17 protein-coding genes are annotated in these 12,397 nt (G+C 58.9%); 7 read left to right on the top strand and 10 right to left on the bottom strand.

All coding sequences use genetic code 11. The features are described from left to right. Together SynMITS9220_RS11830 and SynMITS9220_RS11825 are read right to left on the bottom strand one after the other, a co-directional pair. On the bottom strand, positions 1-420 hold the full coding sequence (locus tag SynMITS9220_RS11830; RefSeq protein ID WP_186989443.1) for a hypothetical protein: 420 nt from the start codon (positions 418-420) through the stop codon (positions 1-3). Between the two features lie 63 nt (positions 421-483). Then, positions 484-894 carry an iron-sulfur cluster assembly accessory protein gene (locus SynMITS9220_RS11825; protein ID WP_186989441.1) on the bottom strand — a complete coding sequence of 137 codons (411 nt, stop codon included), beginning with the start codon at positions 892-894 and terminating at the stop codon, positions 484-486. A gap of 111 nt (positions 895-1,005) precedes the next feature. Between SynMITS9220_RS11825 and zds the strand changes: the two genes are divergently transcribed. From zds to SynMITS9220_RS11810, 3 genes are read left to right on the top strand one after another with little or no spacing between them, the layout of a single operon-like run. After that, positions 1,006-2,472 carry a 9,9'-di-cis-zeta-carotene desaturase gene (gene zds / locus SynMITS9220_RS11820; RefSeq protein WP_186992203.1) on the top strand — a complete coding sequence of 489 codons (1,467 nt, stop codon included), beginning with the start codon at positions 1,006-1,008 and terminating at the stop codon, positions 2,470-2,472. 4 nt (positions 2,473-2,476) lie between these two features. Next, positions 2,477-2,926, top strand: coding sequence for an SRPBCC family protein (locus tag SynMITS9220_RS11815; RefSeq protein ID WP_067098778.1), 450 nt, complete (start codon positions 2,477-2,479; stop codon positions 2,924-2,926). Beyond that, positions 2,877-3,461 carry a hypothetical protein gene (locus SynMITS9220_RS11810; protein WP_186989439.1) on the top strand — a complete coding sequence of 195 codons (585 nt, stop codon included), beginning with the start codon at positions 2,877-2,879 and terminating at the stop codon, positions 3,459-3,461. The genes SynMITS9220_RS11815 and SynMITS9220_RS11810 overlap by 50 nt, the downstream gene beginning before the upstream one ends. Here the strand turns inward: SynMITS9220_RS11810 and SynMITS9220_RS11805 are convergent. From SynMITS9220_RS11805 to SynMITS9220_RS11785, 5 genes are all read right to left on the bottom strand, one after another. Next, entirely contained in the window at positions 3,440-4,249 is an 810-nt protein-coding gene (locus SynMITS9220_RS11805) for a uroporphyrinogen-III synthase (protein WP_186989437.1), read from the bottom strand. The genes SynMITS9220_RS11810 and SynMITS9220_RS11805 overlap by 22 nt on opposite strands. Continuing rightward, positions 4,246-5,457 (bottom strand): TPR domain-containing glycosyltransferase, encoded by a 1,212-nt coding sequence (locus SynMITS9220_RS11800; protein WP_186992201.1) that lies wholly within the window; start codon positions 5,455-5,457, stop codon positions 4,246-4,248. The genes SynMITS9220_RS11805 and SynMITS9220_RS11800 overlap by 4 nt, the downstream gene beginning before the upstream one ends. A gap of 69 nt (positions 5,458-5,526) precedes the next feature. Then, positions 5,527-7,143, bottom strand: coding sequence for a glycoside hydrolase family 3 N-terminal domain-containing protein (locus SynMITS9220_RS11795; protein WP_186989435.1), 1,617 nt, complete (start codon positions 7,141-7,143; stop codon positions 5,527-5,529). After that, a complete protein-coding gene (gene rbfA, locus SynMITS9220_RS11790; RefSeq protein WP_186989433.1) occupies positions 7,136-7,552 on the bottom strand; it encodes a 30S ribosome-binding factor RbfA in 417 nt (138 codons plus the stop codon). The genes SynMITS9220_RS11795 and rbfA overlap by 8 nt, the downstream gene beginning before the upstream one ends. 1 nt (position 7,553) lies before the next feature. Further along, the gene (locus SynMITS9220_RS11785; protein ID WP_066911775.1) at positions 7,554-7,760 is read right to left on the bottom strand and encodes a DUF751 family protein; all 207 of its coding nucleotides are present in this window, start codon (positions 7,758-7,760) and stop codon (positions 7,554-7,556) included. A gap of 296 nt (positions 7,761-8,056) precedes the next feature. Here SynMITS9220_RS11785 and SynMITS9220_RS11780 point away from each other — a divergent pair, with 296 nt between their 5' ends. Continuing rightward, a complete protein-coding gene (locus SynMITS9220_RS11780; RefSeq protein WP_186989431.1) occupies positions 8,057-8,785 on the top strand; it encodes a glutathione S-transferase family protein in 729 nt (242 codons plus the stop codon). Here SynMITS9220_RS11780 and SynMITS9220_RS11775 read toward each other — a convergent pair. Continuing rightward, complete coding sequence (locus SynMITS9220_RS11775; protein ID WP_255483094.1) at positions 8,757-9,467, bottom strand: DUF6816 family protein; 711 nt, start codon at positions 9,465-9,467, stop codon at positions 8,757-8,759. The genes SynMITS9220_RS11780 and SynMITS9220_RS11775 overlap by 29 nt on opposite strands. Here SynMITS9220_RS11775 and SynMITS9220_RS11770 point away from each other — a divergent pair. Continuing rightward, positions 9,466-9,729 carry a chlororespiratory reduction protein 7 gene (locus SynMITS9220_RS11770; RefSeq protein WP_186989429.1) on the top strand — a complete coding sequence of 88 codons (264 nt, stop codon included), beginning with the start codon at positions 9,466-9,468 and terminating at the stop codon, positions 9,727-9,729. The two genes, SynMITS9220_RS11775 and SynMITS9220_RS11770, sit on opposite strands and share 2 nt — an antisense overlap. 3 nt (positions 9,730-9,732) lie before the next feature. On the opposite strand, the gene SynMITS9220_RS11765 is transcribed toward SynMITS9220_RS11770, so the two are convergent. After that, positions 9,733-10,308, bottom strand: a complete 576-nt coding sequence (locus SynMITS9220_RS11765; RefSeq protein WP_186989427.1) for a shikimate kinase — start codon at positions 10,306-10,308, stop codon at positions 9,733-9,735. A 51-nt stretch (positions 10,309-10,359) separates the two neighbouring features. Here SynMITS9220_RS11765 and SynMITS9220_RS11760 point away from each other — a divergent pair, with 51 nt between their 5' ends. Together SynMITS9220_RS11760 and SynMITS9220_RS11755 are read left to right on the top strand one after the other, a co-directional pair. After that, a complete protein-coding gene (locus SynMITS9220_RS11760; RefSeq protein ID WP_186989425.1) occupies positions 10,360-11,280 on the top strand; it encodes a 6-carboxytetrahydropterin synthase in 921 nt (306 codons plus the stop codon). After that, positions 11,258-11,974, top strand: a complete 717-nt coding sequence (locus SynMITS9220_RS11755) for a RibD family protein (RefSeq protein ID WP_255483091.1) — start codon at positions 11,258-11,260, stop codon at positions 11,972-11,974. Before SynMITS9220_RS11760 ends, SynMITS9220_RS11755 begins: the two co-directional genes overlap by 23 nt. Here SynMITS9220_RS11755 and SynMITS9220_RS11750 read toward each other — a convergent pair. Beyond that, positions 11,932-12,396, bottom strand: a complete 465-nt coding sequence (locus SynMITS9220_RS11750) for a hypothetical protein (RefSeq protein WP_255483090.1) — start codon at positions 12,394-12,396, stop codon at positions 11,932-11,934. The two genes, SynMITS9220_RS11755 and SynMITS9220_RS11750, sit on opposite strands and share 43 nt — an antisense overlap. Position 12,397: the final 1 nt, after the last annotated feature.

The raw sequence follows: 12,397 nt of genomic DNA, 5'->3' as shown, positions 1-12,397 counted from the left end.
TCAGAGCTCCAGCCAGGCCTTCACCTTGAGCAGTGCCGGCCACTCCGGTCGGCGTTTGAGACCGTCGTCAATGGATTCCTTCAGCTCAGCTCCCACTTCGGGTGCAAGTGCCAGCACCTGCTGAACCACTTCAATCTGATCCCTGACGCCTTTGGCTTTGGTTTCCAGCATCGCCAGACACAGATTGATGCGGGCCTGAGGATCCTGATTATTCAGCTTGACGGCCATCCGAGCAGAACGCAGAGCTTCTTCTGACTGATCATTCAGTAACTGCAGCCATGCCAGACACGTCCAGCCTGCTGACTGGCGAGGGGCCGCTGCGGTGATGGTCTCAAAATCAGCGAGCAACTCCTGCGCAGGAGCTCCTTGCTGGTAACGGTTCATCGCCTGCTGGAAGAGACTTTCCTGGCTGGACTCCATGGAGTGCTGATCGGTCGGGCAATGCCTTCAGATTCCCACAGCAGCTTGATGCTCCTCGATGGATCAAACGGCGAAGGAGCTTCCGCAGCCGCAGGTCTGAGTGGCGTTGGGGTTGGTGAAATTGAAGCCCCCGCCGATCAGCGCAGTGCTGAAGTCCAATTGCATTCCGTAGATGTAGAGCAGGCTTTTGGGATCACAGATCACTTCAAAACAGGCGCCATCGGGTGCTTCGTATTGATATCGCTCATCGTCGTTCTGAATGTCTGTCGCAGGGACAAAATCCATCGTGTAGCTCATGCCGCTGCAGCCTCCAGAGCGCACGCCCACCCTCAGAACCTGCTGGCTTCCTTGATCGCTGCAAAGTCTGGCCAGCTGCTGCATGGCAGGCCCTGTAATCAAGATGCCTTTTCCGTCTCTTGCGGTATGAGACTCACTGGCTGTCGCGGTCTCAGTTGTGGTTTCGATGCTGGACATCGGAGGCACTAGCACTGGATCCTGCGTTCACTTTATGAACCCTTCGCTTGTTCTGCCTAAAGCAGTTGAGCCTGATCAATTCATAGAGTCCTCGCAGTTGCACTGATGACGGTGCGGGTCGCGATTGTGGGTTCTGGGCTGGCTGGCCTCTCCGCTGCTGTGGATTTGGTGGATGCAGGCCATGAGGTGAATCTCTATGAGGCTCGTCCTTTCATGGGCGGAAAGGTGGGCAGCTGGGTGGACCCGGATGGCAACCACATCGAGATGGGGTTGCATGTTTTCTTTTTCAATTACGCGAACCTGTTCGCGTTGATGCGCAAGGTGGGTGCTTTCGACAATCTCTTGCCCAAGGATCACACCCATTTGTTTGTTAATCAGGGTGGTGACCTGCGGGAACTGGATTTTCGATTCCCCATCGGTGCCCCTTTCAACGGGCTTAAAGCCTTTTTCACCACCCCCCAGCTGGGTTGGATCGACAAACTGCGCAATGCTCTAGCTCTCGGCACCAGTCCGATCGTTCGAGGTCTGGTCGATTACGAAGGCGCGATGCGAACCATTCGAGCGCTCGATTCAGTCAGTTTTCAAGACTGGTTCGTCGGCCATGGCGGCAGCCCAGAGAGCATTCGCAGGATGTGGAACCCGATTGCTTACGCACTTGGTTTTATCGATTGCGAAACGATTTCGGCCCGATGCATGCTGACCATCTTCATGATGTTCGCGGCCAAAACTGAGGCCTCCAAGCTCAATCTGCTCAAAGGATCACCCCATCGTTGGCTGACGGGTCCCATTCTCGATTACATCCAGCAGCGTGGTGGCAAGCTGCATCTCCGCCACCCTGTGAAGCAGGTTGAGTTCAGTGACGGGGATCAACCGGAGGTCACGGGCCTGAAGTTGAGCACCCCTGATGGCGAACAGCATGTTGTTGCCGATGCCTACCTGGCCGCTTGTGACGTGCCGGGCATCCAGCGTTTGCTTCCAGAGGAATGGAGTCGTTTTCCTCAATTCGAGGCCATTCATCATCTCGAGGCGGTGCCTGTTGCCACTGTCCAGTTGCGTTACGACGGTTGGGTTACGGAACTCGGTGAGAGCAAGGGCGAGAGTCGTGGCGACCTCAGTCACCCCGCCGGTCTGAACAACTTGCTTTACACCGCAGATGCCGACTTCAGCTGTTTCGCGGATCTTGCTTTGGCGAGTCCCGAGGATTACCGCAAACAAGGTGAGGGTTCGCTGCTGCAGTGTGTGCTGACGCCTGGTGACCCTTGGATGCGCAAGTCTGTTAAAGACATCGTTGAGCACACCGATCGTCAGGTTCGAGAGCTGTTTCCATCCGCCGCAAATCTCAAACTCACCTGGAGCAATGTGGTGAAGCTGGCGCAGTCTCTCTACAGGGAAGCGCCAGGAATGGAGCCTTACCGACCTGACCAGAGCACGCCGATCAGCAATTTTTATCTGGCAGGGAGCTACACCCGCCAGGATTACATCGACTCCATGGAAGGAGCCACCATGAGCGGACATCTGGCCGCTGCTGCCATCCTGGGGCAACCGGCTCGACTTGCCGTGAACACCGCAGTGGCTTGAATCGATGGGACGTTGGCTCGAACATTCCGTAACCACTGAAGTCAAGGCTCCCGTTGATCAGGTTTGGCATGTCTGGAGCGATCTGGAGGCGATGCCCAAATGGATGCGCTGGATCCAATCCGTTAAAACCCTCGATGATCCCGACCTCACCGACTGGACACTGGCAGCACAGGGTTTCCGTTTTCATTGGAAGGCCCGAATCACTCAGAGGGTTGAAGCTCAGCAACTCCATTGGGAATCGGTCGGAGGTCTGCCCACCAAAGGAGGGGTGCGCTTCTACGCCGAACAACCTCAGCTCACTGCCGTGAAGCTCAGCGTGACCTATGAACTGCCAGGTGTTCTGGCCCCCTTGATGGAACCCAGCATTCTTGGTGGAATCGTGACGAAGGAACTTCAGGCCAACCTTGACCGATTCCGCGATCTGGTGGAAAGCGGATACGCAGCGCAGAGCTGAGGTGACGGCCTCCCGTATCTCGGCCTCAGTCTCTTGGGCGTCTTTGCTTTCGGTTGTCGTTCTAGGTGGCCTTAGCGGATGTGGACAGGAAGACAACAAAGCGCCATCAGCCGAGGCGCTGCCGTCTCATCAGCCTCCGGCAGAGATCTCTTTGTCCAGGCCTTCCTCACTTGCTACTGGCCTGATTCCCCTGCCCACTCGTGAACAGGTCTTGTCATCGGTGCCGGAGGGTCGGGCTGACCCTTTCGCGCCCACCATGGTCAGCTCGACGGCCATGACCTCTCAGGTCGATCCGAACGCGGCAGCTGGTCCAGATTTCAAGGTGAGGGGTGTGGTGGCCGTCGGTGCTGAACTGCGAGCGCTTGTCAGCCTCTCTGAGGTCTCAGGGACGGTCTGCGTTGGACCCCGCGGCCGTTGCCCCGGTGATGCTGCGGCCCTGCTGCCGATCGGTTGGACCGTGAACAGCATCGATCTGGATCGAGGTTGTTTGAGTCTTTCAATCTCCAGAGAATCTCAGCGACTCTGCATTGCCTGAACGCAGGCCTGTACCAGTCCCTCCATGTCGTGAGGTGTCGCCTCCTGATCCACTCTGCCCAGTAGTTCTCTGCAGCGTTGGCTGGTTTGTGGGCCGATTGAAACCACTGCAGGCTTTTTGAACAGCTGCTCAATGTCTGAATGTCCGAGGGCATCCGCCAGCAGCTGCACGGTGTGGGTGACGGTTTTTCCGCTGCTGAAACTGATCACGTCGACCTCTCCATTCTCCAGTGCTTTCAGGGTGTCTGCCGGAATGGATGTTGGGCAGCGGGATTCGTAGGCCGCCACCTCCACCACCCTTGAGCCGGCTTCTCCGAAGGCTTCTGCCAGAAGAGTGCGTCCGCCGCTTTGCACCCGCGGCAGCAGGATTCTCAACCCCCAGCCAGACACAGGGAAATGATCAATCAGGCTGTCGGCCACGAATGTGGGCGGTATGAAATCGGCCGGTGCCCCAAGTTCTTCCAAACGCTGAGCGGTCTTCCGTCCCACGGCTGCAATCTTGAGACTCTCGGGGCGTTGCATCAGACCCTGTCCCCTGAGCTGCAGCCGCGACTCCACCGCGTCCACACCGTTGGCACTGGAGACAATCAACCAGTGAAAGTTCTCCAGGTCAGCGAGGGCATCGTCGAGCGGAGCCCAGCTGTCAGGCGGGCCGATTTCCAGAGCCGGTAGGTCGAGAACCCTTGCACCAAGCGACTGCAGCAGCCTGCGGCCTTCGCTCTGCTGTTCACGGGCGCGTGTGATCACCACCGTGGTTCCCAGTAAAGGCTGGGTGTGATCGGCGCTCATGCGCTGGCCTCATCGTCCAGCTTCACCAGTCCATGCACCTGGGCATGCAGGGCGTTGGCTTCTCCCTGTCGCTCCTGTGCGCGCAGCAGCGCGATGGCCTGTCGGAAGCCTGTGCGTGCACCATCGATATCACCCCCCATCAGCCTGGCCACGGCAAGGTTCTGATGGCTTTCCGCGTGGGAGGGATTCACGCTCAGGGATCGCTCGTAAGCCTTGATCGCAGCCAGCAGATCGCCACGACGGCGCTCCATCAGCCCCAGGTTGTACCAGGCGAGTGCCACTTCGGGCGCCCGTTGACAGGCTGTTGTGGTGAGCTGAATGGCTTCCTCCAGTTCGTTGCGCTGCATCAGCAAGGCCGCCAGGTTGAGACGCGCACCCAGGCTCAGACGGGTCTCCAACGGTTGTTGAAGCGCTTCTCGATAGCACTTCACGGCAGCTTCGCTGTCTTCTGAAGCCAGCGCGATTCCGAGATTGAGCAGCAGTTCATAGCGTTCAGCACTGCTGCCATCGCCCTCGGGCAATTGCTCCAGGCCGTGGCGAAGAAGCTTGAGCCCCCTGTCCCGGTTGCCGTCGCTCACCTCCAGAGCACCGAGCTTGGCGCAGGCATAGGGGTCATTGGGCTGGTCTTTCAGCCAGCTCTCCATCGATTGACGCAGCCTGTCCGCCTTATCCGATCCAGCCAGCAGATCCGGTCGATACCCCTCATGCAGCAGAGCTGGTTCGGTGCAGTTGGCAATCCGCCAGCCGGGCTCCTGCTTGAGCAGCGCATCCACGCTCTCGTCGATCATCGAGTGATAAGGCTTGCTCCATCGCAGTCGTGGATGTCGGCGAAACAGGCGGCTCACGTTGGAGTAGGGAGCCATTGCGGCTCCCAGTTCGTGTCGCAGCAGATTGATCACCAGCACATCCGGCTGTGCCATCAAGGCTTTGAGCTGCGGGATTGCTTCTGAGCGGAGCTCTTCGTCGGCATCGAGTACCAGCACCCAGTCACCCTTCACGAGCTCTAGGGCCGCATTGCGTGCCGGCGCAAAGTCTCCTGGCCAATCCATCCGTTCCACCCGAGCGCCGCAGGCCTCTGCCAGGGCGATGGTGCGATCCACTGAGCCGGTATCGAGAAGAACCATCTCATCCGCGAAGTCCTTGACAGACTTGAGGCAGTCCTCGATCCGCGCTTCCTCATCGCGCACGATCATCGAGAGGCTGAGCATGTTGGTGATGAGCACTGCCGCAGAGGCTAAGGCGGTTCCAACGCTGCGGTTTCGACAGGCTTCGTTTGTTTAGTCGGTGAAGTCTTGGCGTTCGTGCGCCTCCTCCTTCAAACCCCACATCCGATTCAAGAGCTGCTGCTGTGCGTCAGGCATCTGACCCGGGCTGTACCCCGCAGGAATGCTGTCCGGGATGAGTTTGCGCAGAGAGTCCCACCGGTAGGGACAGCCATAGACCGCCAAGCCCGATAGGCGCTCAACTCCCAGCAACTGCTGGATGGCTTCAGCCCAGGATTCTTGGCGCTGCTGGCCGGCGCGGAATGGATTGCCGCGCAGAAACAACTGCAGGAACACGGGCCCCTCTCCCAGTCGCTCCAGGTCAAGCGGCCCGGCGGAGAATTTCTCGGTGCTCCAGGGCTCAATCCCCCTGTCGTGGCAGATCAGAGTTTTGTATCCATGGCGTTCGGGTGTGGTGATCGCCGCAGCACTGGCATGCAGGAATGGGCAGGGGAGAACGCCATCCACCCGGATCAAGGCCCTACCGGTTTGATCACGATGTTGTGAAAGCAGTGGGCCCTGCACCTCCAGTGAGCTGTCGATCAGTTCCATGCACAACGCTCGGTCTGTTGCTGTTTCGAACTCAACCTCGTTGTCGCTGAAGCAGGGCTTTTCGCAGCGATGCAAGGCTTCTGTGCGTCGCTTCAGTGACTCCTCCAGGCGGGACTCAGGGATCCTTCCCTCTGCCAGTGCTGCACAGATTGCATCAATCGCCGCATCGGCATCAGCGGGCATTAGGATCAGATCGGCTCCAGCAGCAAAGGCCTGAACCGCGGCTTCTCCAGGACCTGTCGTTCTGCTGATTGCCTCCATCACCAGTGCGTCGGTGACGACAAGGCCAGTGAAACCAAGCTCTGATCGCAGCAGATCTGTCAGCACCGCGTGCGACAAGGTCGCCGGCTGCGAGTCGTCCAGGGCCGGAATCAGTAGATGTGCTGTCATCACACTGGCGATTCCCGAGTCGATCAATCTCCGGAATGGCACCAGTTCCACCTGGTCGAGCCGGCTGCGTCCGTGATTGATCAGAGGAAGCTCCAGGTGGGAATCCTGGTATGTATCGCCGTGACCGGGAAAGTGCTTGGCGCAGCCGAGAACACCAGCGGAATCAAGGCCACGTTGAAACGCTGCCACGAGATCCGCAACGGACTCAGGTTGATCGCCCCATGCCCTCACATTGATCACAGGGTTTTCAGGATTGCTGTTCACATCGCAGACTGGAGCGAGCACCCAGTTGAGACCGCAACGTTGCGCCTGCTCCCCGGTTGTGCGGCCGTAACGCTCAGCCAGCTCTAGAGCCTGTTTCGGGTTGGTTTGATGCAGCCGGCCCAGCGCCATCGGTGGAGCCAACCAGGAAGCACCAGGAAATCTCTGGCCAATTCCCTCTTCCACGTCGGCGCAGAGCAGCAGGTCTTCGCTGTCGCTCCAGCTGCGGAGCGTTCGACATCGCTGCTGCAGCTCCGTGGCTGTGCCACCCAGCAGGATCACCCCGCCAACTCCCGACTTCAGCAGCCGCTGCAGTTCACGGTTGCAGTGCTCCCAACGTGGGTACTGCCTCTGCCGGTCTTCGCGATGGCCGCTGGCACGGATGACCAAAAGCCTGGCCACAGACTGGCGACGCTCAGCCTCAGTCATTGAAGTCTGAAGACTCGGCGTCGTCGCTGCCGGCGGGGGGGCTGCCCTTCACCTCTCGCTCTCGCTCCAGTTCTCCGAGCAGGTGCAGAACGGACGTCCCCTTCTCGAGGCCGCGGTCGAGCTGAAACACCACTTCAGGCGCTCGTCTCATCTGCAGACGACGACCCAGTTCCCCCCTGAGGTAGCCACTGGCGGCCTGGAGACCATCCATAACCTCTATGCGAGCTTCGTCGTCCGCCAGCACGCTGACAAAAATTTTGCAGTGCTGAAGGTCGCCGCTGACCTCAACGTTCGTGATGCTCACCATGCCCTGATGCACGCGCTCATCGCGGATGCCGTTGATCAGCAGCTCACTGATCTCTCTCCGGATGAGGGCTGCCACGCGTTCAACCCGACGTCCCGGGGCCATGTCAGCTCTGCGGTGCTGAAGACACCATGGCACGCAGGACAAAGCTCAGACTGAGGAACCCACTGATCAGAGCGCCGATTAGGGCGACGGCAGTGACCGGATTGCTGCGACGACGTGCGAGTGGTTCTGCGACTGAATTGATCACACCCAGGCTGAAAGCGATCAAGTAGCGCGGGTAGCGCGTCACGTTGATGAAAAATTCTTTCATGGCCAGTTATTGCAGGGTGTCTTGGGGACTCCGCCGGTGCTTCCCGAATGGCTGTGACTTGCGGCAGAGGAGAGGGCACTCAATGACAAGCAGCAAGTTCTCAATAAGAAGACCTTGTTGACACATTTCAGTCTATCTGGAGCAAATACAGAAGAAGAATGTCTCGCTGTCCAGTGGTCGAACAATGCCGAGGGGATTCTGAGCTAGGTGGGGGTCAGTCGTGATGGCTGCTCCAGATCCGATGGCGAGGAGCAGATCTGAATGGCTACCGTTCCAGCGCCTGACCTGGCTTGGACATGCTGGAGCTTCATCAGTTTCGTCACTCGGCTTTCTGCCTCAAGGTGCGGATGGCCTTGCAAGCCAAGGGACTCAGTTTTCGCGAGGTTGAGGTCACGCCTGGTATCGGTCAGATTTCACTCTTCCGTCTTTCCGGTCAGCGGCAGGTCCCTGTTCTTGTGGATGGGGATGAGGTGGTGTCCGATTCCAGTGCCATCTGCCGATATCTGGAGGAACTCAGGCCTGAGCCAGCTTTGATTCCAGCGGATCCTCGCCAGCGTGCTCAGATGCAGCTGATTGAGGATTGGGCCGACACCACTCTTGCTGCTGCCGTCAGGGCTGCGCTTGTGCAGGCGGCTGCCGATGATGCTCAGCTGCGCGACGTGCTGCTTCCCGATGATGTCCCCTCACCAGTGCGCCAGGTGATGTCGGGTCTGCCAGGTGGTTGGCTCAGCAGTCTTGGAGAATTGCTTGGTCAGGAGCAGAGAGCGTCGATGCTCAGCAGTCTGTGCGCCGTCGCCGATGGCGTGGATCTCAATGGCTATCTGGTTGGAGATGGCATCAGCCTTGCGGATCTTGCGGTTGCTGCCCAGTTGTCGCTGCTGCGTTTTCCTGCTTCCTCGGGAGAATCACTCGCCGGCCGAGGGGTTCCAGGGATCAGTGATCATCCACGTCTTCAGAATCTGTTTCGCTGGCGCGATCAACTGGAGACCCGGCTGATCAACCTTGCTCCAGCGCCAGTGGTCTGAGCGTCAGTCTGAAACGGCTGCTGCGTCCCTCCAGCGTTTGATCGGTTTTGAGTCCGGGCCCTGCATGGCTGACCTGACGCTGGTCGGCGCAGATGTCTTCTCCACAGCGCACATAGTGCGTGAGAGTCTCAATCCGGCTCAGTCTCGGCGCCCCCGGTCCGTGCAGGATCTGTAGGACGAGTTCATCGCTGAAAAAATCAGTGGTCTCTTTCGGGCTCGTCTCTCGCCGGCCAATCACGGTGGTTTCGAGCAACACATCGTCTCGAAACCTCGCTAGCTGACGGTTCACCTGGTTGGAGTCCTGTTCGACCGACAGCAATTGCTCGCCAAGCAGTGCTTTCCCCACTGCGGCGGCGTTGAAAGGGCGGTCACCGATGAGTTCGCTGCGACGGTTGCGCAGGAAACGAACCTCGTGCACCAGGGGGGGATCGTTGGGAATGGGTTGGCCTGAATCATCCAGTGCCTCACTGGTCACTTCCCATGTCCCTGAAAACCAGTCGGGATAGATCAGGTCTTGTTTGGCGCGGGGGCGAGGCAGAGGTGCCGGCAGGGACCATTGCGGCCAGCTTTCGAAACGCTGCTCAAGGAAGCTGATTCCACGATCACTGGCCGCGGCGGCGGACTGGACTGACACAAGCTGCAGCAGCATGGTGATCAGCAGTGTCAACAACGCTTTTGCCATGTCCGACCCTCTGATTCGATCCCTCGATCACTACGTGGTGTTGGTGCCAGGCGAACCTGAACAGCTGCTCACAGCGGCCGACACCCTGACATGGCTTGCCGGCCGACTGCAGGATCTGGACCCCTGGCCTTCGGATCTCAGCAGTTGCGAGAGCCCGGAACAAGCTGCACTGCGCCTGTTGGATACAGCCTGTGAACTGGAAATCTCGCCTGGCATCGCTCTGCAGTGGTATGCGGTGCGTCTCGATCCACCCGGCTCCTGAGCCTCATTCCGGACGTTCTTTGGGTGGATCCTTGATTAATTCCGGCAGCAGCTGAATGATGCCGTCTGCAACGACGTCGGCTGATTCGGATTCGATCACCACTGTGAGATCTGCCTCGTCGTACAGAGGGCGTCGCTGCTTGAGAATCTCGTCAAGTGTTTCGGCAGGATCCCCTGTCATCAGCAGCGGCCGTTGCGTGGTGTCGCTCTGCAGGCGTTGCAGCAGCTGACGGCGTTCGACATCGAGCCAGATCACAATGCCCTGGTGCATCATTCCCCAGTTTTCGGTCCGGGTGACAACGCCGCCACCGGTCGCCACGACAAGGGAATGACGTTCGCTGATGGACCGCATCACCTGCGTTTCGAGGCTGCGGAATTCCTCTTCACCATCACGTTCAAAGATTTCGGAGATGGTGCAGCCAGCCACTTGTTCGATCACCGCATCCGCGTCGACGAATCCATACCCCAGCCTCTCCGCCAAAGGCCTGCCGGTGCTGGTTTTGCCGCTGCCCATCATGCCCACGAGATAGAGACTGCGTCCTCCCAGACGCTGCCGCAGGGTTGGAGTGGTCTCCGCCATGACTCGGAATTGCCGTTAGCTCATTAGGATGCCCTCTGGCCGGACCGTCACATGACTGAAATGAAGTCAATTGCACGTCATGGCCGCGGACGTGGCTGCGTCATCACACGACGTGCCTGTTTCAGTGCAAGCCACCGGTACTGGTTGCCTGAATTGTCCGCTGATGACAATGCCGCGCGCTTCGGCCCCTGTGCACTGGCTCCTGGGCATGGTCACAACTATGAGCTGATCGTTTCGATGGCCGGTGGCCTTGATTCGCATGGCATGGTGCTCAATCTCTCGGAGGTGAAGCACGCCATCCGCAGCGAGGTCACCGGTCAGCTCGACTTTCGCTTTCTCAACGATGCCTGGCCCGAATTCGATGTGTCCAAGCCGGAGGGTTGTCTACCCACCACTGAGGCCATCGTCCGGCAGATTTGGGCTCGTCTGAGTCCCCATCTGCCCATCACGGCATTGCGCCTTTACGAACAACCAGGCCTCTGGGCCGACTATCTCGGACATCCCATGGACGCCTTTCTCACGATCCGCACCCATTTCGCTGCTGCCCATCGTCTGGCAAGACCTGAACTCAGCCAGGACGAGAACGAGCGCATCTACGGCAAGTGCGCACGTCCCCACGGTCATGGTCACAACTATCTGGTGGATGTCACGGTGCGAGGCTCCATCGATCCGCGCTCAGGCATGGTCTGCGATCTTTCCGCGCTGCAACGCCTCGTGGACGACCTTGTGGTCGAGCCGTTTGATCACACATTCCTGAATAAGGATGTGCCCTTTTTCGCTGAATGCGTCCCCACCGCTGAAAATATCGCCCTTCATATCGCCGATCGCCTCTCTTCTCCCATCAAGGCGATTGGTGCCAATCTCCACAAAGTGCGCCTCCAGGAAAGCCCTAACAATGCGGCTGAGGTTTATGCCGAAGTTCCACAACTGGAGATGACTCCTTCGGCGCTTGAGGCAGCGCTTCCTGTCTGAATTCTCCTCATCGCTGCAGCGCCCCACGGTTCGTCTGGTGCTGGCTGTCAGTCTTGATGGTCGTCTGGCTCCACCGAGCGGAGGAGCTGCTCAGCTCGGTGGATCGGCTGATCGTCGTGTCCTTGAGGAGGCGCTCGCCTGGAGTGATGCAGCCCTGATTGGAGCGGGCACACTCAGAGCCCATCACTCCAGTTGTGTGATTCGTGATCGTGATCTGCTGAACCAGCGTCAAGTCCAAGGACGCTCGCCTCAGCCAGCAGCGTTGGTGGTCAGTCGTGAGGTTGGATTTCCTCTGGAGTGGCCTTTTTTCCAGCAACCTTTCGAACGTCATCTGCTGTCTGGATGCGACGGGTCTGCTCCTGGCTTCCAGTCCTGTTGTCGGTTGTCGTCCTGCTGGAGCGAAACGCTGAACGATCTGGCCTCCAAAGGCTGGTTCCGGCTGGTCCTACTTGGTGGCGCTGTTTTGACTCACTCTTTCTTCGCCCAGGATGCGGTTGATGAGTTGCAACTGACCTTGAGTCCAAGGATCCTGGGCGGATCCTTCAACTGGTTGCTGCAGTCGGACACTCCACTACCAGCGTCGCTGGCGTCTTCGCAGGCGTGGAGTCTGGTGGAGGCGCGTTCCCTCGCAGACCATGAACTCCTGGTGCATTACCGACGGAATCGCTCCATCAGTTCCAGAACGGGACTCTGATTCAGGCTGGATTGGGACAGACCAGTCAGGGAGGCCAGGCAACGCCTGATCACCGCACGCGCGTCGTCGCCGACTCTGCCTCTCAGGAGTTCTGTCAACACTCCCAGCTCTCTGCCACTGCGGCTGGTTTCTCTGATCAGACATTCACTCACAGGGCGGGCCAGTCTCCGGCAGGGCTGCTCGACAGCGCTGTTCAACCAGCTTTTCGGAGCGATTTCGGCAGCAACGCCATCCAGAGCCTGTTCAGCCAGCTGAAGGCATTCGCTCACAAGCTGGCGTTCAATCCGTGGTTGTAACAGCTGAATCAACGGCTGGAACAGCCCCGCTTTGGCGTTTTGATGCCAGGAGCTCACCTCCAGAAGCAGCGGCGAGAGCAACAGAGCTGTGGCCCATCTCAGGTTGTGCCGAGTCCATTTGGGCATG

Origin of the sequence: Synechococcus sp. MIT S9220, assembly GCF_014304815.1 — a bacterium.
In the GTDB taxonomy this organism is placed as follows: Bacteria; Cyanobacteriota; Cyanobacteriia; order PCC-6307; family Cyanobiaceae; genus Synechococcus_C.
This window is presented reverse-complemented; position numbering and strand designations above follow the sequence as displayed.

What these genes read in the sequence shown, in the direction of transcription:
- SynMITS9220_RS11830 (WP_186989443.1), bottom strand. Translation starts at nt 420, where the DNA reads ATGGAGTCCAGCCAGGAAAGTCTCTTCCAGCAGGCGATGAACCGTTAC.
- SynMITS9220_RS11825 (WP_186989441.1), bottom strand. Translation starts at nt 894, where the DNA reads ATGTCCAGCATCGAAACCACAACTGAGACCGCGACAGCCAGTGAGTCT.
- SynMITS9220_RS11815 (WP_067098778.1), top strand. Translation starts at nt 2,477, where the DNA reads ATGGGACGTTGGCTCGAACATTCCGTAACCACTGAAGTCAAGGCTCCC.
- SynMITS9220_RS11805 (WP_186989437.1), bottom strand. Translation starts at nt 4,249, where the DNA reads ATGAGCGCCGATCACACCCAGCCTTTACTGGGAACCACGGTGGTGATC.
- SynMITS9220_RS11800 (WP_186992201.1), bottom strand. Translation starts at nt 5,457, where the DNA reads ATGCTCAGCCTCTCGATGATCGTGCGCGATGAGGAAGCGCGGATCGAG.
- SynMITS9220_RS11795 (WP_186989435.1), bottom strand. Translation starts at nt 7,143, where the DNA reads ATGACTGAGGCTGAGCGTCGCCAGTCTGTGGCCAGGCTTTTGGTCATC.
- rbfA (WP_186989433.1), bottom strand. Translation starts at nt 7,552, where the DNA reads ATGGCCCCGGGACGTCGGGTTGAACGCGTGGCAGCCCTCATCCGGAGA.
- SynMITS9220_RS11785 (WP_066911775.1), bottom strand. Translation starts at nt 7,760, where the DNA reads ATGAAAGAATTTTTCATCAACGTGACGCGCTACCCGCGCTACTTGATC.
- SynMITS9220_RS11780 (WP_186989431.1), top strand. Translation starts at nt 8,057, where the DNA reads ATGCTGGAGCTTCATCAGTTTCGTCACTCGGCTTTCTGCCTCAAGGTG.
- SynMITS9220_RS11770 (WP_186989429.1), top strand. Translation starts at nt 9,466, where the DNA reads ATGTCCGACCCTCTGATTCGATCCCTCGATCACTACGTGGTGTTGGTG.
- SynMITS9220_RS11775 (WP_255483094.1), bottom strand. Translation starts at nt 9,467, where the DNA reads ATGGCAAAAGCGTTGTTGACACTGCTGATCACCATGCTGCTGCAGCTT.
- SynMITS9220_RS11765 (WP_186989427.1), bottom strand. Translation starts at nt 10,308, where the DNA reads ATGGCGGAGACCACTCCAACCCTGCGGCAGCGTCTGGGAGGACGCAGT.
- SynMITS9220_RS11760 (WP_186989425.1), top strand. Translation starts at nt 10,360, where the DNA reads ATGACTGAAATGAAGTCAATTGCACGTCATGGCCGCGGACGTGGCTGC.
- SynMITS9220_RS11750 (WP_255483090.1), bottom strand. Translation starts at nt 12,396, where the DNA reads ATGCCCAAATGGACTCGGCACAACCTGAGATGGGCCACAGCTCTGTTG.